General features: G+C 70.6%; 14 protein-coding genes and 1 pseudogene. 5 read left to right on the top strand and 10 right to left on the bottom strand.

The features are described 5' to 3' along the window. Positions 1-49: 49 nt before the first annotated feature. On the top strand, positions 50-1,456 hold the full coding sequence (locus IF11_RS0115040; RefSeq protein ID WP_051745931.1) for an MFS transporter: 1,407 nt from the start codon (positions 50-52) through the stop codon (positions 1,454-1,456). Between the two features lie 177 nt (positions 1,457-1,633). On the opposite strand, the gene IF11_RS0115035 is transcribed toward IF11_RS0115040, so the two are convergent. Further along, the gene (locus tag IF11_RS0115035; RefSeq protein WP_030352085.1) at positions 1,634-3,505 is read right to left on the bottom strand and encodes a CASTOR/POLLUX-related putative ion channel; all 1,872 of its coding nucleotides are present in this window, start codon (positions 3,503-3,505) and stop codon (positions 1,634-1,636) included. 400 nt (positions 3,506-3,905) lie between these two features. On the opposite strand from IF11_RS0115035, the gene IF11_RS0115030 reads away from it, so the two are divergent. Together IF11_RS0115030 and IF11_RS0115015 are read left to right on the top strand one after the other, a co-directional pair. Continuing rightward, on the top strand, positions 3,906-5,093 hold the full coding sequence (locus IF11_RS0115030) for a lactate 2-monooxygenase (protein WP_030352084.1): 1,188 nt from the start codon (positions 3,906-3,908) through the stop codon (positions 5,091-5,093). Between the two features lie 295 nt (positions 5,094-5,388). Next, positions 5,389-6,279, top strand: a complete 891-nt coding sequence (locus IF11_RS0115015) for a S1 family peptidase (RefSeq protein WP_030352083.1) — start codon at positions 5,389-5,391, stop codon at positions 6,277-6,279. Between the two features lie 88 nt (positions 6,280-6,367). Here the strand turns inward: IF11_RS0115015 and IF11_RS36630 are convergent, their stop codons facing one another. After that, complete coding sequence (locus IF11_RS36630; protein WP_037727791.1) at positions 6,368-6,598, bottom strand: hypothetical protein; 231 nt, start codon at positions 6,596-6,598, stop codon at positions 6,368-6,370. A 217-nt stretch (positions 6,599-6,815) separates the two neighbouring features. Here IF11_RS36630 and IF11_RS37760 point away from each other — a divergent pair, with 217 nt between their 5' ends. Beyond that, positions 6,816-7,928: a hypothetical protein gene (locus IF11_RS37760; RefSeq protein WP_030352082.1), complete on the top strand. Its 1,113-nt coding sequence runs from the start codon at positions 6,816-6,818 to the stop codon at positions 7,926-7,928. A gap of 37 nt (positions 7,929-7,965) precedes the next feature. On the opposite strand, the gene IF11_RS0115000 is transcribed toward IF11_RS37760, so the two are convergent. From IF11_RS0115000 to IF11_RS43195, 3 genes are all read right to left on the bottom strand, one after another. Then, on the bottom strand, positions 7,966-8,397 hold the full coding sequence (locus IF11_RS0115000; protein WP_030352081.1) for a TIGR03668 family PPOX class F420-dependent oxidoreductase: 432 nt from the start codon (positions 8,395-8,397) through the stop codon (positions 7,966-7,968). A 16-nt stretch (positions 8,398-8,413) separates the two neighbouring features. Continuing rightward, positions 8,414-9,238 (bottom strand): LLM class F420-dependent oxidoreductase, encoded by an 825-nt coding sequence (locus IF11_RS0114995; RefSeq protein WP_030352080.1) that lies wholly within the window; start codon positions 9,236-9,238, stop codon positions 8,414-8,416. Positions 9,239-9,313: 75 nt separating this feature from the next. Then, complete coding sequence (locus tag IF11_RS43195) at positions 9,314-9,775, bottom strand: Stf0 family sulfotransferase (protein WP_425315191.1); 462 nt, start codon at positions 9,773-9,775, stop codon at positions 9,314-9,316. A 457-nt stretch (positions 9,776-10,232) separates the two neighbouring features. On the opposite strand from IF11_RS43195, the gene IF11_RS0114985 reads away from it, so the two are divergent. After that, on the top strand, positions 10,233-11,894 hold the full coding sequence (locus IF11_RS0114985) for an ATP-binding cassette domain-containing protein (protein WP_030352079.1): 1,662 nt from the start codon (positions 10,233-10,235) through the stop codon (positions 11,892-11,894). 59 nt (positions 11,895-11,953) lie between these two features. Here the strand turns inward: IF11_RS0114985 and IF11_RS0114980 are convergent, their stop codons facing one another. The 5 genes and pseudogenes from IF11_RS0114980 to IF11_RS38900 all read right to left on the bottom strand — a co-directional run. After that, positions 11,954-12,316, bottom strand: a complete 363-nt coding sequence (locus tag IF11_RS0114980; protein WP_240627677.1) for a hypothetical protein — start codon at positions 12,314-12,316, stop codon at positions 11,954-11,956. Positions 12,317-12,510: 194 nt separating this feature from the next. Then, positions 12,511-13,785 (bottom strand): extracellular solute-binding protein, encoded by a 1,275-nt coding sequence (locus tag IF11_RS0114975; protein ID WP_240627678.1) that lies wholly within the window; start codon positions 13,783-13,785, stop codon positions 12,511-12,513. Beyond that, a complete protein-coding gene (locus tag IF11_RS0114970; protein WP_030352076.1) occupies positions 13,782-14,987 on the bottom strand; it encodes a hypothetical protein in 1,206 nt (401 codons plus the stop codon). Before IF11_RS0114970 ends, IF11_RS0114975 begins: the two co-directional genes overlap by 4 nt. Continuing rightward, the gene (locus tag IF11_RS0114965) at positions 14,984-18,907 is read right to left on the bottom strand and encodes a tetratricopeptide repeat protein (protein WP_244888234.1); all 3,924 of its coding nucleotides are present in this window, start codon (positions 18,905-18,907) and stop codon (positions 14,984-14,986) included. The genes IF11_RS0114970 and IF11_RS0114965 overlap by 4 nt, the downstream gene beginning before the upstream one ends. 110 nt (positions 18,908-19,017) lie before the next feature. Further along, positions 19,018-19,326: pseudogene (locus tag IF11_RS38900) on the bottom strand (DUF4111 domain-containing protein); the annotation flags it as partial. Positions 19,327-19,331: the final 5 nt, after the last annotated feature.

Raw genomic sequence — 19,331 nt, 5'->3', positions numbered from 1 at the left:
CGCCTGGTGGTACCGCATGGTGATACCGGAGGCGACAAAGGAGTCCCCGATGAGTTCCGAGCACAGCCCACCGACGGACGCGGCCGGCGCCACAGCGGCCGAACGGCCGGTCTTCCAGCCCAAGGTGGCCGTCGCGGCCGTCTTCGGCACGACGGTGGAGTGGTACGACTTCGCCCTCTACGGCACGGCCGCCGCCCTCGTCTTCAACAAGCTCTACTTCCCGGACGCCGACCCGCTCGTCGGCACCACCCTGGCGTTCGGCACCTTCGCCATCGGGTTCCTCGCGCGCCCGCTCGGCGGCGCCTACTTCGGCGAGAAGGGCGACACCGAGGGCCGCAAGAAGGTCCTCGTCACCACGCTGCTGCTCATGGGCGTCGCCACCGCCGCGATCGGCCTGCTGCCCACCTACGCCCAGATCGGCGTGGCCGCGCCGATCGCGCTCACCGCCCTGCGCTTCGTGCAGGGCTTCGCGGCCGGCGGCGAGAAGACCGGAGCACTGATCATCCTCTTCGAGAACGCGCCGCCGAAATGGCGCGGACTCCTGTCCTCACTGCCCGCGATCGGCACGGGCACCGGCACGCTCCTCTCCACCGGCGCGTTCGCGCTCATGACGGGACTGCTGTCCGACGAGGCGTTTCTCAGCTGGGGCTGGCGGGTCCCGTTCCTCGCGAGCGCCTTCCTCACACTGTTCGGTCTGTGGGTACGCGCGTCCCTGGAGGAGACAGCCGAGTTCCAGAAGGCCGGCGTCCTCAAGCGGGACACGGCCGCGCGTCCCCTGCGCCAGCGGTTCCGGGAGAGCCGTTTCGTCGAGGCATGGACCCGCTACCCGCGAGAGATGATCATCGTCATCTGCGCCGGCGCGGCGGAGAACGCCGGGTACTACATCTTCGGCACCTTCTCCGTCGCCTACGTGGAGGACCGCGGGCAGCCCGCCACCGCGCTGCTCACCGGCATCTCGATCGCCGCCGCCGTCAAACTCTTCTCCGTCCCCGCCTTCGGAGCGCTCTCCGACCGGGTCGGCCGACGTCCGGTGAGCATCGGTGGCGCCCTGGTACTGCTCCTGGCCGCCTGGCCGTTCTTCGAACTGATCGACGGCGGACAGCCCTGGGCGACCTGGCTGGCCCTCCTGGTCACCCTGGGCGTCGGGCAGGCCGCGATCCTCGGATCACAACCCGCGTTCTTCGCCGAACTGTTCGACACCAAAGTCCGCTTCAGCGCGGTCGGCGTCGCCAACAACGTCGGCACCGTCCTCACCGGCGGCCTCGCCCCGCTCCTCGCCACCGGGCTGCTGCTGTGGTTCGACCACAGCGTCGTCGGCGTCGTGGCCTTCATGGCCCTGATGAGCGCACTCACCGCCGGCACCGTCGCACTGGCCCCCGAGACGCGCCCGGTAGTGCCACCGGCCGAATCCGGAAGCGGCGAGACCACAGCCCGACGACACGAACCGGCCACCTGACCGGCCGGCGGCCAACCACCCCGGCGCGGCGCGGGCCCCCCACGGCCCCGCCGCACCGGGTGCCGCCGCATCCGAACACCCTCGCAGCAACCGCCGCCGCCTCACACTACGTCCCCCGCCGGGCGGTGGCTGATGTCACGCCGCGCCGCGGGCCCGCGAAGATCGGCCGGGCAGGGTCTAGTCCTCGGCGAGCACCACGACCGAGTCGCCCTCGGACAGCGTCAGTGGCGCGGTCTTGGAGGGGTTGAGGTGAACACCGTAGAGCGGCGGCTCGTCGCTCTGTTGTGCCAGCCGGTAGCCGATCGCCGTCTCGCCACGCTGCCGGGCGGCCTCGATGACCGTGGCGAAGTTCGCCTCGGCGCCCGGGACGAGATAGCCCGGCGCCGGCTTGAGGTAGATCTCCGAGCCCTGGGGGTCGAAAAGGTCGGCGAACACCGCGTACAAATTGCGGTTCTCGCTGAGTTGAGTGAGCAGGAGGCTGATCACTTTCGTGCTGACGATGAAGTCGTCGGCCTTGGTGACCTGCGCGACCTCGCGATTGGCGTCGTCGTTCATCTCGGTGACGATCGAGTACGGGTCGCCGAGCTGGATCTCGATGTCGCGCAGGTGCAGAAGGGTGACCAAGGTACGGTCGTCGGCCCGCCCCGGGTCGATCGCGTCATCCGTCAGCACCACGACGTGGCGGTAGCTCTCCAGCCCCAGGGCCTCCAGCGACGGCCGGTGGATGGGGTCACAGCGCTTGAAGCCGACCGTCAGATTGTCCAGTTGCCCGTTCATGTCCTCCAGGGGTTGCCGGGGAGCCGCGATGTCCACCACGGATCCCGATTTCACCAGACGGTCGAGCAACGAAATGATCTTCGTGGCGCGGGGGTTCCAGCCGATCACCAAGGTGCGGTCCGGTACGGCTGACCGCACATCGGCCGCCGTGATCGCCGACCGCAGGATCGTGGGCAGGTCGGTCGCCCGTTTGATGAGCAGATCGTCCTCGGCGACGATCAACAGCCGGTCTCCGCCCTCGATGACGGTGTCCATCGCCGGGTTGACGAGTATCTTCCCGTCCTCGCGGTGCAGTCCGATGGGTATGCCGAGTTCGAAGGCGTTCAGGGATTCCCCGTAGGTGGAACCGGTCAGCCCCGGTTCGGCCCAGGGGTAGATCTCGTTGCCGATGAAGCTGAGCAGTTCGTTGAAGACCGTGGACAGACCGGACTGCCGATGGGACTGCACGATCAGCCGTACGGCGATGTCGTCGACGTCGATCACCATCGCGGTGTCGCCCGCGGCGAGCCGGGCGGCCGCCAGGTTCGGGGAGTTCTGCACGGCCGCCACCACATTCGGGCGCGTCCCCCGCCACATACGGTTGTTCAGGAGCAACAGCACCTTGATGACATCGATATCGCTGTCGTCCCCGACAGGCGGCAGCACCATGATCGCCTTCGCGGTGTCCGGACTCACCAGCTCCAGATCGGCGCGCTGCAGCGGACTGCCGGAGCGGCAGATCACCCGCGTCTTCCCGGTGTCCGGGATCCGCCGCCGGATCTCGTCGTCCATATCGACCTTGTCGCGGTCGGCGAGGATCACCACGCAGGAGCGGCGCTCGCTCTGATTGGCCTCCACCAACTCCGCGATCACGGTGAAGATCTGGTCCGACCAGCCGAGCACAATGGTGTGCCCGTGCTCGATCAGCCGTGACTTGCCCTTGCGCAGTTCCTGGATCCGGGTCTCCAGCCCCGTCGTCAGCACACCGATGAGCGCGCTGACGATGAAGATCCCGCCGATCGTCACCGTGAGCATAAGGATCAGGAACAGCGGCTGCCCGGTGTCCCCGCCCATCGTGCCCGGATCGAGGGTGCGCAACAGGCTCATCCAGATAACGCCGGGCCAGCCGCCGTTCTCTTCCGTGTCCTTGTGTGCCGCGACGACCACCACACTGGAGACCAGCGTGATCAGCGCTAACGAGGCCAGCCCCAGCCAGCCGATCAGCGCCGGCGTGCCACGGTCCATCGTCCCGTCGAACCAATACCGCAGTCGCGCCCTGAGCGTTCTGTGCATACCGAATCCCTCCATAGCTCCCAACCCGCCAACATGCCCAACAGGGCTGCGAGGGTGGCGTGTTACCCCTTGATCATCTCGTCCGGCCTCCTCGCGACACCAGTCGGCTCCGCGCCTGAGCTGTGACGACGTAACGGAAGCACCGGGGCGACGAGGGTGCGCCGGCCCGCTCGGCGAGGGGGCGGCGAGGGCTCGGCAGGAGGCGGCCCAGGTGGGCCGAGCGGGTCAGCCCGTTTTGCGGCGGACACCGGCGTCCTCCATATTCGAAGAGCACCTCCGCGCTCACGGCCTCGCAGCCGACGGCCGCGTCGTGAAGGAGCCGCGGCAGGCCGCGTTCTCATGCGGCACAGCACGGACGCCCCCAGCAGGCCGTCCGCTGAGTGTCAGGAGGAACGTCGGGATGACCGCGCAGTTCGGGGACTACCAGAACGAGATCTACGAGGGCGGGCTGCGCGGCGTCGTGCCGCCGTTCCCGATGTCGTACGAGGAACTGGAGGCCAGGGCGCGAGCCGCCCTGCCCGCGTCCCTCGTGTCGTATGTCGCCGCCGGGGCCGGCAACGAGCACACCCAGCGGGCCAACGTCGACGCCTTCACCAAGTGGGGGATCATTCCCCGGATGCTGGTGGGCGCGGTACGGCGCGACCTCTCGGTGGAGCTCTGCGGTCTGCGGCTGCCCTCCCCGCTGATGATGGCCCCGATCGGGGTGATCGGGCTGTGTGCCCAGGACGGCCACGGTGACCTGGCCGTCGCCCGGGCGGCGGCCCGCACCGGAGTGCCGATGATCGCCTCCACCCTGACGGTCGATCCCATGGAGGAGGTGGCGGCGCGGTTCGACGGGGTTCCCGGCTTCTTCCAGCTGTACCCGCCGGATGACCGGAAGCTGGCCGAGAGCCTGGTGCGGCGCGCCGAGGCGGCGGGCTTCAGAGGGATCGTGGTCACGCTGGACACCTGGCTCACCGGCTGGCGCCCGCGAGACCTGTCCACCAGCAACTTCCCGCAGCTGCGCGGCCACTGCCTGGCGAACTACACCTCCGACCCGGTCTTCCGCTCCCGGCTCGACCGTACGCCCGAGGAGGACCCGGCCGCCGCGGTCGCCCACTGGGCGAAGACCTTCGGCAACCCGCTGACCTGGGACGACCTGCCCTGGCTGCGCTCGATCACCCGGCTGCCCCTGCTACTGAAGGGCATCTGCCACCCCGACGACGTGCGGCGCGCCAGGGACGCGGGCATCGACGGGATGTACTGCTCCAACCACGGCGGCAGGCAGGCCAATGGCGGGCTGCCCGCCCTGGACATGCTTCCGGCCGTGGTGGACGCCGCGGACGGGCTGCCGGTGATCTTCGATTCCGGCGTCCGGTCGGGCGCCGACATCGTCAAGGCGGTGGCGCTGGGCGCGACCGCGGTGGCCGTGGGGCGGCCGTACGTCTACGGGCTGGCGATCGGCGGCACGGAGGGCGTCGTACATGTGCTGCGCGCCCTGCTCGCCGAGGCGGATCTCCTCATGGCGATCGACGGCTACCCCGCCCTCGCCGACCTCACGCGCAAGGCACTCCGCCCGACCCCGGCTACGGCGGCGGCTCCACGGTGACGTACGAGCGGGGCGCCGGCGACGCCCCGCCCGACCCGCGCCGGCCCCCGCTCAACAAAATCGCCCACACCAACGCCGAGCGCCTCCTGCACCTGGACGAGTAAGTCCGGTGTCCGGCAGGCTCCCTCGGTTCACGGCCAAAAGCCGCTCTTGCGCGGCGAGTTGAGGCCCCCGATACTCCCGAGCAACGCCGGCCGGGGGCGCACGATCCGGCCGGAACGCACGGCCGCCCACGCCGCGCCTCACGGGCCCGTACTCCTCGGAGGGCCCCCGATTCCCCCGGGAGACACGCCAAGTGAGGATCACACACACCCTTCGCCGCGCCCTCGCACCCAGACATTCCCGTCTGCTCGCCGTCGCCACGGGACTCGCCGCCGCCGTGGCGCTCGCCGTCCCCGCCGCGAACGCCGGGACCGTCACCGACGCGTCCGCCGCGAGCAGGCTCGCCGCCGTCGCCGACGCGGTCCTGGACGCCGGCGTGGCGGGCACCGCCTGGTACGCCGACCCCGCGGCCGGCACCGTGGTCGTCACCGCGGACAGCACCGTCTCCGCCGCGCAGACCGCCGCGATCGAGCGGGCCGCGGGCCCCCGCGCCGGTGCGCTGCGCATCGAGCGCACCGCCGGCCGGCTCTCGCCCCAGCTCTCCGGCGGCGACGCCATCTACTCCACGGGCTCACGCTGCTCGGCCGGCTTCAATGTCGTGAGCGGCAGTACCTACTACTTCGTGACCGCGGGACACTGCACCAACGGCGGCTCGACCTGGTACACCAATTCCACGCAGACCACGCTCATCGGCTCCACCGCGGGGTCCAGCTTCCCCAACCACGACTACGGGCTCGTGCGCTACACCAACCCCGCGGTCCCGGCGCCCGGCACCGTCGGAAGCGTCGACATCACCGGTGCGGCCCATGCCACCGTCGGCATGGCCGTCACCTTCCGCGGCGCCGCCTCCGGCGTCGTCAGCGGTGTCGTCACCGGACTCAACGCCACGATCAACTACGGTGGCGGCGACATCGTCTACGGTCTGATCGGCACCAATATCTGCACACAACCGGGCGACAGCGGCGGCGCGCTCTACTCGGGCACCCAGGCCATCGGTGTGCTCTCGGGCGGCAGCGGAAGCTGCTCATCGTTCTTCCAGCCGATCATCCCGGTGCTGAACGCGTACGGCGTCAGCATCTACTGACCGGATCCACTGACCGGCCAGGGCCCGAAACGCCGACCGCCCCCTGCGCTCGGCGCAGAGGGCGGGGGCAGCAACGACAGGGCGAGTATCAGAAGTGCAGGAAGCCGAACCAGTCCTCGACCTCGAACGCCGAGAACTCGGACTCGGTGATCCCCGCGGCGCCGCCCAGGTTTTCGAAGTGACCCGAGGCGCCTGTCGCCTTGAAGCCGGCCTCCGCAGCGGTCACCTCGTGATCTTCCCACGCAAACGCCGAACTGGCGCCGCCCAGCAGAGCGGTGGCGGCGAGGGCGGTGGCGGCGAGCGCCGTACGAATACGCATGTGAGCTCCCTACATCGGGTGAAGCGAACATCGGATGCATGCCCTGGTATACCGCCTTTTCGACAGAATCTGGGACTATGTCACCCGCTCGGCCCACCAGAACAGGACAGACCGCTTCCGCTGTGATCCGGGGGATTCGACGCCCCGGCATTCGCCCCACCTGCGGGGGGAATGGCGAGCTGGTCCGGTCCTGACCGTCCCGATTACGATCGCCCTCATGGCCGACGGGATAGTGGGGGCGTTCACCGGTCTGTTCCGGGGACGCAGGCGCGAGGACGAGATCACTCAAGTCGACGCGGAGATCACCGCGTTCGGGGAGGCGCTCGCCCAACACTCCTTCGTGCCGCGTCAACATGCCGACGACCAAGGGCTCCTCGCCGATTACGAACGGGCCTTGGACGCGTACGAGCAAGCCAAGCGGGACTTCGTCGGCGACCGGAACCTCCGGGACGCGGCCGATGTGATGCGCGCCCTCGACGAGGGGCGACACGCGCTCGCGTGTGTGGACGCGGTAGCCGCCGGCCTGGCGCGCCCCGAACGTCGTCCCCTGTGCTACTTCGACCCCCGCCACGGGCCGTCCACCGGCGAGATCCAGTGGGCACCACCCGAGGGAACGGTCCGGACGGTCTCGGTGTGCGCGGCCGATGCGATACGCCTGTCCGAGGGCATGCCCCCCATCGACACCGGGCGGCGGCCGGACCCCCGCCCGCCCACGCCCTCCGGACGGCGGATCTCCTCACCCCGGCGGTCCGATCCGTACGACGCCTGGCCCGAGGACACAGACGTACCGCAACGCCGGGAGGGCCGGGGTCCCACCGGACTCCAGTTGGTACGGACCGACCGCCGGAAACCCGCGGTGCTGGTGGTCCACCTCGGCCGGACGACCGGGTCCTGGGTCGAGCTGACCAGTCCGGCCGGCCGCGACAGAAAGCCCAGGACAATCCTCACGCACGGCTCCCCGCTGTCGCGGGTGATCGTCCCTGTGGAGGCCGACGGTCAGGACCGGGTGCAGCTCCAGACGCACACCCGGGGCACGTGGCGGGCCTGGCTCCATCCAGTGGAGTGCGTTCCGGTCCTGGAGGACGAGATCAGCGCCGAAGGCTCCTACGTCTTCCGTTACCTCGGCGGCCGGACACCGCTGCGCGTCACCCAGCACGACGGGACCGCGTTCTCGCTCCACGAACTGCGCCCGGACCTCACGCCCGGACGCGCCTTGGTCGAGGGCGAGGGGGCGTTCACGGCAGTGGCCATCCCGAAGAAGCATGACCTGCTGTACGTGCAGTCGCGCGCGGCCTGGACCATCACGCGGGCCGGACGTCCGAAGACCTGAGCACAGTTCGAGGCGAACCTCCGGCAGCGGGCCCCGGTCACGTGGCGTGCCAGCCGGACCAGTGAGTCACCTCGATCTCCACCACGGGTCCTTCCGGGGGGCGGTCGGTGTACTGCCGCTGGTACTTCCGCGTCAGCAGGCCGACGTACCGTGCGGACGCCGCCGAGTCCTCGGCCGTGGGCAGAACGGTGGCCGTTCCGTCCGCGCGTGCCCACCACAGGCGGTCCCAGTCCTCGTCGTAGCCGTCGACGAGGAGGCAGACCTCGGGGTGGGCGCGGATGTTGGCCAGGCGCTTCAGCCGGGTGGAGCGCTTCGGCTTGTGGTCCACCGCGAAAGCCACGGTGTCGCCGGTGAGCGCGAAGACCACGGGGACCAGGTGCGGGCGGCCGGAGGCGTCGATGGTCGCGAGGCGGGCGATCCGCGCCCGGGAGAAGTGTTCCCGGGCCCGGCCGCTCGTCATCCCCGGCACTGCGGCGTCCGACGGCTCACCGGAAGCGTTCCGCTACGCCGGCCACCTCGTCCAGGTAGGCCAGCGTCTCGGCCTCCGGCATCGTGGGCAGATAGAACTGCAGCCGCTCCACATCGATCCGCGTGAACTGCTCGATGATCTCGGGATCCTTCTCCACCGCGTAGACGGTCACCGGCACCTCCCGGCCCGCGACGCTCCGCATCCGGTCGATCCGCGTCCCCAGTTCCTCGGCCGGCATGCTGTTGGCCAGCCAGGCGTCACCGAAGGAGGCCACGCGGTCGAACGCCCCCTCGCCGCCACCCACGTAGATGGGCGGGTAAGGGCGCTGGACCGGCTTCGGCCAGGAGTAGACGGGATCGAAGTCGACGAACTCCCCGTGGAACTCGGCCTTTTCCTTCGTCCAGAGCTCGCGGATGGCCTGCAGCCGCTCGTCCGCGAGCCGGCCCCGGGTGCGCGGGTCCGTGCCGTGGTTCTCCATCTCCTCCCTGTTCCAGCCGACGCCGACCCCGAAGACAGCCCTCCCGCCGGAGATCAGGTCCAGGGACGCCACCTCCTTGGCCGTGATAATCGGGTCCCGCTGGATCACCAGTGCGATGCCGGTGCCGAGCAGGATCCGCTCGGTCACGGCGGCGGCCGCGCTGAGCGCGACGAACGGGTCGAGGGTGCGGTAGTAGATCTCCGGCAGCTCGCCGCCGCCGGGGTACGGCGTACGGCGCTCCGCCGGGATATGAGTGTGCTCGGCGATGAACAAGGAGTCGAATCCTCGCTCCTCGACGGCGCGCCCCAGCGCGGTGGGCGCGATGCCCTGGTCGGTGATGAAGGTCGATACACCGAACTTCACAGCGGCTCCCTTGGATTCCGGGTTCTCGGGGGTTGCGGATCGGTCGCGGAATCTGCGGGGCCCGCGAACTCGCGATCAATGGGCACGTACCCCGATCGGCCCCGGCACAACAATCCGTACGGCCGACCGGGCGATCACCGCTCGGGGCGAGGCAGGGGACTCCGCCGGAGAGATCCTGCCGACGCCTCGGCCCGATAGCGCTCGGCCCACTGGTCGTTGAGTCCGTCTGCCTGGCGCGAGTGCTGCGGCACGATCGCGCCTGCCTCGGACGGGTCGAGTCCCAAGGAAGGAGAGGATGGATCGGGTAACACCGGCCAGGTCGGCGTCAAGCTCCTCGTAGCGCACCAGGTACGGCTGGACGCCGAAGGAGGCGAACCACTCCTCCCATGCCGCGTTGTGTTCGCCGATCATCCGGATCAGCTGACCGATCCGGCCGGCGTCGTAGCAGGCCGGCTGCCCGGTTACGACGACGTTGCCGATTTCGCCGTTTCCGCCGACGTACCAGGCACCGGTCCGCTCGGCGCGCAGCCATGACACCGCCTGCGCCAGCACATCGTCGCGGCCCAGAAATACGAAGCGTTCGCCCGGAAGACGCCGTTGTCGGTCCGGCCGGCGGCGAGCGCGGCTCGTACGTAGTCGAGGTACTCGAAACCGCCCTGGGATGTGCGGGGAATCCCCCGGGCGTCACGCCGGGGCTTTGCCTTTCGCCGGACGGGTCGTTATGGTTTCACACGGTCCTGTTGTCTCCGATAGAGGTGGACGTTGCGCATCTGAGGTTCGCGATCACCGCGCCGTACGGCTCTTGTCGTACGTCTGTCACGTCGCTGCGGCTTTCTGTGCCGCCCGTGACGCCCGCGTGGAAGCGACCTCGGTGCAGGGAGCCGTTCTCTCCGTCTCTCGGACCACCGCACCCTCCTCTTTCCCGGTCTGGTCGCCGCGTGGTGCTCGCATACGAAGCCCCCCGTCCACCGCGCTTTCGACTGCGAGAATCCACATGGCGACACCCACCACCCCCAGCGCCTCCCTGACCTGCTCCGGCCTCTCCTTCCAGTGGCCCGACGGCACCACCGTCTTCGACGGACTGTCCCTCACCATCGGCCGGGGCCGCACCGGTCTCGTCGGCGCCAATGGCACGGGCAAGTCCACACTGCTACGCCTGCTGGCCGGCCTGCTGCGCCCGTCCCAGGGGTCGGTGAGCGCGGGCGGCAGCCTCGCCCACCTTCCCCAGAACGTCACCCTCGACACGGCACTGCGCGTCGACGAGGCCCTGGGCATCGCCGAGCGGCGCGGTGCGCTGCGCGCCATCGAGGCCGGAGATGTCCGCGACACACACTTCGAGACGATCGGCGACGACTGGGACGTCGAGGAACGGGCCCTGGCGACCCTGGGCTCCCTCGGCCTCGGCGACGTCGAACTGGACCGCACCGTGGGCCAGATGTCCGGCGGGGAGACGGTCCTGCTACGGCTGGCCGCCTTGCTGCTGGAGCGTCCCGAAATCCTGCTGCTGGACGAGCCGACCAACAACCTCGACCTGTCCGCGCGCCGCAGACTCTACGAGGCCGTCGACTCCTGGCGCTCCGGCGTGCTCGTCGTCGTCAGCCACGACCTCGAACTGCTCGAACGCGTGGACCGTATCGCCGAACTGCGCGCCGGATCCGTGAGCTGGTACGGAGGCGGCTGGTCCGCCTATCAGGACGCCCTGGCCACGGAGCAGGAAGCGGCCGGGCGGATGCTGCGGGCCGCCGAGGCGGACGTACGCCGACAGAAACGCGAACTGGAAGAGACCCATATCAAACTGGCCCGGCGCCAGCGGCACAGCAAGAAGATGGACGCCCAGCGGCGGGCCCCGAGGATCGTGGCGGGTGAACGGAAACGTTCCGCACAGGAATCGGGGGACAAGCTGCGCGGTCTGCAGGAGGACCGGCTCCATGAGGCGCGCGAGCGCCGGGAGGAGGCCGCGGACGCGATCCGTCACGACGCGGAGATCCGTGTGAGCCTTCCTCATACGGCCGTGCCCGCGGGACGCACGGTCCTGAGCCTGCGTGAGCTGCGCCCCCGGTTCGGCAGGTTGCGCGAGGGCAACCTCCACGTACACGGGCCCGAGCGGATCGCGCTGGTCGGGCGCAACGGCGCGGGCAAGACCACGGTGCTGCGCACGCTCACCGGGGAGTTGGCTCCGCTGTCCGGCGAGGCCAGGACGTTCGTACCGCTGCGGTTTCTGCCACAGCGTCTGGATGTGCTGGACGAGGAGCTGAGCGTGGCGGCGAACGTGGCCCGGCTGGCTCCCGGGGTGGCCGACAACCACATCCGCGCGCAGCTCGCGCGATTCCTGTTCAAGGGAGCGCGCGCCGAGCAGCCGGCGGGCACACTCTCGGGCGGAGAACGCTTCCGCGCCACGCTCGCGGCGATGATGCTCGCCGCGCCGGCCCCGCAGTTGCTGATGCTGGACGAGCCGACGAACAACCTCGACACGGCCAGTGTGCGGCAGCTGACCAGCGCGCTCGCGTCGTACCAGGGCGCGCTGCTGATCGCCAGCCACGATCTGCCGTTCCTCGAATCGGCCGGCATCACCCGCTGGCTGATCCTCACGGAAGAGCTCCAGGAAACCACCGCGGAAGAGGTCCGCGGCCTGCTGGAAGCGCCGGAAGCCGACTGACACCGCCGCGGCGCCCCGATAGAACCGACTGAGTCCCCGCCGACCCCCCACTCGCCTGCTCAGGTCTTACGGATCGCGGCGAGCAGAGCAGGTGAGTGGTAGGCCGTCGAGCTGCCGGACAGCCAGGATTCGAGGTCCGGCGGCTCGGGGCGGGCGCCGCCCAGGGCGTAGAGGCACACCAGGAACGCGGCTTCGGACCGCAGCAGTTCGACCAGGGCGAAGGTCGGACCGATCTGTGCCGACGGTACGGAGAAGCCGGCCAGGAACAGCCCTGGTGTCACGCCCGCGCCCGCGCCGAAGCCCAGGAAGAGCGCGGCGACCGGGACGACCGCGGAGGCGTTCGCCGTGGACGCGATCAGCAGGCGGGACCGAGAGAGAAGGGCCGCGGACCCGTCGCGCGCCGGGCACCGGACACCGGGCACCGGACACCGGGCACCGGGCACCGGGCACCGGGCACGGGCCTCTGCGCCGTCCTCATGGTGCGACGCCCGAGTATCCGGCCGGGCCGGGCCGCCGGCTCAGCGTACGTCCGTACGCCGTGCGCCCGGGACTGACACGCCAGCGCCGAGACGCGCCCCCGGGGTACCCCTCGGCGCTCTGTCCGACGTGCGCCGGCTCAGCCGTCGGGCAGGCTGCCGCACAGATGGTCTATGGCGAACGCGCCGGCCTCCCGCTGCAACTGCCGCTCCGCCTCCAGCTGTCGCAGCAGTCCGTCGAGCAGCTTGTCGTCTCGCGGGTCCTGGAGGAATTCCAGTACGGCCCGCTGAAAGGCCCCTCGGAGAGTCGACGGCATGGCGTCGGAGGCGTCGAAGCAGAGGTCGTCCGCCTTCCGGAACAGATCCAGGACCCTTTCTGTGCCCTTCGTCAGGGCTCCCGGGCCCGCGGTGCGGTCGGGAAAGAAGGGGCGCTCCGCCGGTTTCGCCGCGGCGGCCCAGTCATCACGGGTCTCCCGGGATGTCAGCTGCCTCATGAGCTTCCAGGCCGCGTCGCTCGGTGTGAAGACGGCCGCCATGTCGCCGGAGACCTCGAACGCCGTCTGAGGGCCCGCCAGATCGGGGACGACATCGGAGGTGGGGTCGGGCATCACGTCATTGTCGTAGTAACGGCGGATGAAGGAACCCTGGTGCTCCACAGTGCACTCGCGGCTGTCCAGCAGGCCCTGGCCCCGAACCACGAAGGGGGTGGCGAGGGCGTCCTTGCCCACGTCTTCGCCGCCCGCCTTCAGCAGCGTCTGCCAGGACCGCCACGCCTCCTTCACCGGCCCGTCGTCCCACCTCAGATCGCCGGTGGCCCAGTCCTCGTACACGGAAGGGCCGTACTTCTGCAGGAGCAGATCCTCGATCCAGTCCGTGCCCGGCCAGCCGGACGTGGCGCCCGACGCCATGCCCAGGCACCAGGTGTGGTCCTTGGCCTCGGAGGTGTCATCGAGACGGCTCCATACGATGCTCTTGAGGTCCACCCGCACCGGCACCCAGTACGCGTGCTGGCGCGGCTCGCCGTCCTTGTCCAGCAGTGTGATCCTCGGTGACCACGGTCCGATGGCCGCCCCCGCCACATCCCCCGGCAACGGCTGCGCGTCGCCGTCGCGCGCGTACTCGGCCAGCTCGCCCTGGCCGTTGAGGATCGCCACATCGGGCGGTGTGTCCGTCCGCAGCTGGGCCACGAGCGTCTCGCGGAGGGAGCGCGTGCCCTTGTAGACGTAGGTGTCTCCCGTCCGCTCGGTGATCTTCTTCAGCGTGGCCTCGAACGGCTTCTCCTCACCGTCGGTCCACGGCCCCAGTACCACCAGCGTCCTGTCCTCCTCGGTCGAGCAGCCCGACGACACGAGCGCGGCCACGGCGAGGAGGCAGCAGGCCAGAGCGGTGCGGAGCGAGGGGCGCGTGGTTCTCACGGGGACCTCCAGTGGATCGCCAGGTGCCTCCGGCCGTAGTGGAAGAGTGTGAAACCGCAGGCCACGGTGGTCGCCGCGGCGAGGGCGAGGGCCAGACCGGCGGCCGATGTCCAGGCGCCCGGGTGCGTGTCGCGCAGGTTCGCGGCGAGCAGTTCCTCCTTGTCCTCGATCTGGTTGTCGGCTTTGATCTCGCTCCTGATCTGATTCTTGATCCCGCCCTCAGACGCGGGCGGCACCGAGATACGGCCGAGGCTTTTGGCCGTGTCCCGTACGTACCGCTGCGCCTCGTGCTGGCCGATGGCGCCGAACGCCAGCACCACGAGCACCAGCAGGACAGGCACCGCGTACACCGTCAGCAGCGAGCTCCGTATGCGCAGCTGCCCCCGCACGAAGCTGAGCGTGCCCACGACGGTGAACGTGAAGACCAGCGCCGCCAGCAGCGCCGCCGACGCCGCCCCCACCGGCAGCGCGGACCATGCCGAGAGGTCGTCCACGTCGGCACGCAGCGCCTTTTCCAGGCTCCTGATGCGGTCGAGGAGGGCGGGAGCAGTGGCATCGATGGGGCCCGTGTCTTTGCCCAGCACGCCCGCCGCGTACTCCATGCCGGACTTGCGCAGTACATCGCTCCCGTAGTGGCTGTTGGCCCAGTTGATCCAGCCGTCGTAAGCGACGACCAGCCCCGAGATCACGCGGACCTCCTGCTCCTGGGCCTTGCGCAGGGCCTTTGTCTGCGCGACGTTGTTCAGGCTCTGTGACGCCTCGGTCAGCAGGGCGGGGTACCGCTCGCCGAGCCCGACGAGCGCGATCTGAGCCGGTAGTCCGTGGTCGCCCCTGCCGAGCCGGAGTTCGGCCTCGTGCTGCGCCAGCGTCAGCGAGACCCTGGCATGGGTCAGTTCGACGAGGGCGGGGGCGTAGCGGTCGCGGAGTTGTTCCGTACGGTCCTGGAGGTCGAAGTACGCCGTGGCCGCGAGGGCGAGCACCGTGAAGGCGACGGCGGGCAGCAGCAGCATCCGGCCGAGCAGGAACTGCGCGGTGGACCGCCGGTCGCCCGAGGGCGTGCGCCCGGACGACCAGCGCCACAGCGCCCGCCCCGGCGCCCCCCAGGTCGCACGGCGCCCGAATCGCGCGAACCACCGCGGGACGCGTCCGCCGGCCTCCCGGGCGGAGCTTTCCCGGAGGCGGCGCGTGAGTCGGCGGCTCATCTCCGCTCCCCGGTCGCGGTGGCGCTGTCCGGGCCGGAGGACCCGCCACGGAGCCAGCCGCGGAACAGGCCTCGGTGTGGTTCGCCGCGGCGGTGGCTGAAGGCGTAGGGGCGGGTGCGGTACGCGTTGTCGACCAGCGCCTCGGCCAGCTCGCGGTCCTCGGGCCGTGCGGTGAGCGGCACTTGCTCGGAGAGCCGCAGGTAGCAGGCCGCGAGCTGTTCACGCAGTTCCCGGGCCGTGACCGGGGCGGGGATCGTCTCCGGCAGCTCCGCCAGCTCCGCGTGGAGCACGGCCAACGGCCCGGACTCCGCTTCGGCCAGGTCCGACGCCCTTCCGCCGTGGCCCTTCCCCCTGCGGTCCTGAACCGTACGGCTCGGCGCACGCTCCCGCGCGGTCGTGACCAGCCGGAGCAGCAGCTCCTGGAGATCGGCGCGGAGCCGCTCCTGCGCGTGCCGGTCGGTCAGGCCCTCCTTCAGGGTCAGCCGGTGCAGGGCCACCCACGCCTGCCTGGCGGCGTCCACGGTCGGCGGGGAGCCGTCGGCGGGCGGGTCGGCGAGGATGCGCACCATGGCCGTCCGGGCGGCGGTGCGATGGCGCGAATCGGCGGGGACGGCTTCGAGGCAGTCGAGGGCGAGCCGCGGTTTCCGGTCGGCGAGATGGATACGGGCAAGACCGAAGGCGGCGCCGCCCAGGGCGTGATTGCGGTGCCACACTGCCCCGTACAGCACCATGGCCTCCTTCGGACGGCCGAGCACCTCGTGGCAGTAGCCGAGGGCCAGTTTGGGCGCGTACTCACCGGGGATCGCCGCGTAGACCTGATCGAAGCACTCCAGCGCGGATTCCACCCGGTCGCGGGCGAGATGGAGCAGCCCCTGATGCCAGTGCAGCCGCCAGTCGTACGCGGCGAGAGCGCCGACAGCGACCCGGGCCCGAGTCAGCTCGCGCTCGGCGGCGGCCCGTTCGCGGACGGCCTCGGACGGATGGTCGCGGGCGATCTCCAGATGGAGCCGGCAGCGCAGCAGCGCCCGTTCGGGAGACTCGTCCCAGGCGCTGCTGAGCTGGAGGAGCCCGGCCGGATCGTCGTACGAAGTGCGCTGCAACTCTGTCCAGTTCTCGTCGGCGTCGTCCGGTTTGGGCACCGGCAGCCCAAGAGCGACCTCCGTGGGTCTCGGGGGCCAGGCCGTCAGCCGGCGCTTGGCGTTGCCGCCGTGTCGCCACTGTTCGAGGGGCGGCGCCTTGCCGAGCTCGCCGTCGAGGGCGGCGGGCGCCGCGGCGAAGAGCGGTGACGGTTCGAAGGTCTCCTCGCCGAGCCGCAGCGAGCGCAGCTCACGCAGTACGCCGCGGAGCTGGACGGACATCTCCTCCGCGGTGGCGAAGCGCTCCTCGGGCAGGGGCGCCGTGGCGCGGCTCAACGCCCGTCGCAGTGAGGTCGTTCCGAGACCGGAAGGGTCCTCGGGGACCCGGTCGAGCAGCGCCTGGAGAACGGCCCCGACGGCATACAGATCGGCCGATACGGTCATGTTGGTGGAAGTACGCAGCTCAGGGGCCGGATAGGTCACGGGCCCGGGGGCACCGATCTTCCGCACACCGGCGACATCGATCAGCTTGATGCCGTCGCCGCAGTGGATCACATTGGTGAGGGAGAGGTCGCCGTAGACGAACTCCCTCTCGACGTGCAGATACGTGAACGCGTTCAGGATGCGCAGCCCGTAGACGGCGATGAACTCGTGGACGCGGTAGTCGTGGAAGGGCGCGACGCGCTGCGCGATCTGTTCGGCGACCCATTCCAGCGGTGCGCCGTCGGCGAACTCCATCACGATGAACTTGGCCGTGTTCGCCGGATGGCCGGGGTGCTTGGCGTAGTTGAAGACCTTGATGATCGACGGGTGGTTGAGACTGACGAGCCGCAGACGCTCCGTCAGGGCGGTCTTCGTGGCGCTCGGATCGTCGGGGTCGCGCACCCCCTTGAGCGCCACGGCCCGCTCTTCGAGCATCTGGTCGCGGGCGAGATACACCTGCCCGTAGCTGCCCTGGCCGAGCCTGCCGACGACCCGGTACTGCTGGTGCAGCTCCTGCCCGCGTACGAGACCGGGACCGGGCGCGGCGACGGGAACGCGTGGGCGACGGGGCCGGGCTTCGGACTCGTGGCCGTACTCCGGCTCGTGGTCGTGCTCCGGCTCCGGCTCCGGCTCCGGCTCCGGCTCCGGCTCCGGCTCGACGAAATCGTCGGGATTGCCGACGGTGACGTGCGGCAGATCGGTGAGTCCGTCGCCCGGCGGGAGGACGACGTATCCCCGTGGGGTGTGCGGCAGATCGAGCGACTGTACGGCGTCCTCGACAGCGGTCGTGAGCCGGAACAGTTCGTACGCGACGACCGCGCTGTTGCGCAGTACGTCCCCTTGTCGTAACTCCGCCAAGCGCGCCGCCAGTTGACCCGACAGCGGCTCGGGGGCACGCGCGGTACGCCGGTCCGTCCTCGTCTCCTGGAGCTGACGGCGCCTCCTCTCCAGACCGGCGAGCACGGTCAGCCGTGCGGCGAGGGCCGCCGCACGGCGCTCCGCCCACCGCGGGTCGAGCAGTTCACCGGCGACGCGCTCCAGCAGCGGGGAGTGCGGATCGCGGAAGACGAGCAGCAGCCTGCTGTGGCCGGGCTTCAGCAGCGCGCGGAGCAGAGGCAGGGCCGCCTCCCCCTCCGGCGCCACCCGGTCGATGGAGAGGAAGGCGGCGGAGAGCGGCGGGCACTCCTCGGCGATCCGCTCCAGCAGTACGGCGGTGTCGGCGGCCGGTGACGTACGGTCGCGCAGACCGGTCCGGGCCGCGGTGCGGACGACGAGCTGCTCGGCCGTCCAGCCCGTCGCGTCCAGCGCGATGTCGATCGAGCCGGCCTGCGGATCCATCGGTCCGCCGGTGCGTACCGCTCGCGGATTGCGCTCACGGTCGGCGAGGATCAGCGTCGAGTGGATGGCGAACAGAGCGTCGTGGTCGCCGTCATGGGCGAAGGCCAGCTCCACGGGCTCCGCCACCCGGTCGGGCCCCGCGGCCATGTCGACGGAGGCCGCCGCCTCTGCCTCCGCGCCCACCGCGCGCGCGTTCGCCGGTCCTGGCCGCTGTCGTGTCCGGGTCGGCGCGCCCGTACGCGACGCTCTTCCCGATCCCGATCCCGATCCCGATCCCGATCCCGCTCCCGTTCCCGCTCCCGTGGTGCCCGTGCCGGTCACGGGGCCGCCGTCGCTGAGCCAACGGGTCATCGTCCGGCGCAGCCCGAGGGCACGCTCCAAGCTCCCCGGACCGGGGGCGAGCGGGATGGTACGCGAGACCGCGCGCGGGCCCGACACCAGCAGATCCAGCTTGTCGGTGGGCAGATGCCTCAGGATCGTCTCGGTCGGGATCACATAGGCGTGGCCCAGGGCGACGGGGAAGCGCTCCGTGCCGTGCTGATGTACGAGGATGCCGATGACCCCGCCCGTACCGCTGTGGACCACACCGCTGCCGCTGAAGCCGTGCCGCACCGCGTAGGGCGCCGACTCAGGGTCGAGCTGGACCCACTCGGGGTCGTGCCCGGGACCGCCGCGCCCCATGAGCCGGGCGTTGATGTGCTCACCGCCCGGCAGGTCCTCCGGATAGCCGACGGTGTGCACCAGCGCGTTGCGCGCCGGGATCTGCCGGTGGAGCACCGCGGGCTTCACCTGCGGCGTCCCGGCCAGGCGCAGCAGCGCGAGGTCCGCGCTGAAGTGCGAGGTGGGCGGCCGCAGATATTCGGCCAGTACCTCGGCGTGCAGCGGCTCGGGCACCACGGAGCGGGCTCCCGGGAATTCCGCGTACACCCGCTCCAGCGGCCGGGGCCCGCCGGCGCTCCCCGGGCGGTCCTTGGACAGGACGACATGGGCGCAGGTGAGCACCAGCCCACCGGACAGCAGCACTCCCGCTCCGAGCGGTGCCGCCCCACGGTCTTCCCCCTGGAACAGCCTCACCCGCCAACAGCCGTCCGCCGAAAAATAGTCGGAAGTTCCCCCGGTCTCCCTCATACTCCTCAACGATAGCCACGAGGGGTGACATTCGGCCCCGTCGTGCCGCGTTCGATCGCCGCCACGACATGGTCGGCGTGCGCGCCGACGTACGGCAGAAGGTCGTCCCAGCGCTCGTCCTCGTCTCCGAGACAGATGGCTCGCGCGCGTGCCGGCGGCGGGCGGTGCTCGGCCGGGAGCCGCGCGAGCGCCCAATCGGCGGCGGCGTCCTTGGAGGTGACGGATCCGGTCGCGACGGTCATCCAGACCCTGGCGAGCGTCAGGAGAACGTTGCGGGTATCGGATTCGAGCTCGCCGAGCAGCTCCGGTACGCCGACGT

It is taken from the genome of Streptomyces scopuliridis RB72, from assembly GCF_000718095.1.
Classification (GTDB): Bacteria; Actinomycetota; Actinomycetes; order Streptomycetales; family Streptomycetaceae; genus Streptomyces; species Streptomyces scopuliridis.
Note: the sequence above shows the minus strand (reverse complement) of the source record. Positions and strands in the feature narration are given on the sequence as shown.

Excerpts from the sequence above, each read along its gene's own strand:
- IF11_RS0114985 (WP_030352079.1), top strand. The coding sequence starts at position 10,233 with ATGGCGACACCCACCACCCCCAGCGCCTCCCTGACCTGCTCCGGCCTC.
- IF11_RS0115030 (WP_030352084.1), top strand. The coding sequence starts at position 3,906 with ATGACCGCGCAGTTCGGGGACTACCAGAACGAGATCTACGAGGGCGGG.
- IF11_RS0114970 (WP_030352076.1), bottom strand. The coding sequence starts at position 14,987 with ATGAGCCGCCGACTCACGCGCCGCCTCCGGGAAAGCTCCGCCCGGGAG.
- IF11_RS0115035 (WP_030352085.1), bottom strand. The coding sequence starts at position 3,505 with ATGCACAGAACGCTCAGGGCGCGACTGCGGTATTGGTTCGACGGGACG.
- IF11_RS36630 (WP_037727791.1), bottom strand. The coding sequence starts at position 6,598 with ATGCGTATTCGTACGGCGCTCGCCGCCACCGCCCTCGCCGCCACCGCT.
- IF11_RS37760 (WP_030352082.1), top strand. The coding sequence starts at position 6,816 with ATGGCCGACGGGATAGTGGGGGCGTTCACCGGTCTGTTCCGGGGACGC.
- IF11_RS0115040 (WP_051745931.1), top strand. The coding sequence starts at position 50 with ATGAGTTCCGAGCACAGCCCACCGACGGACGCGGCCGGCGCCACAGCG.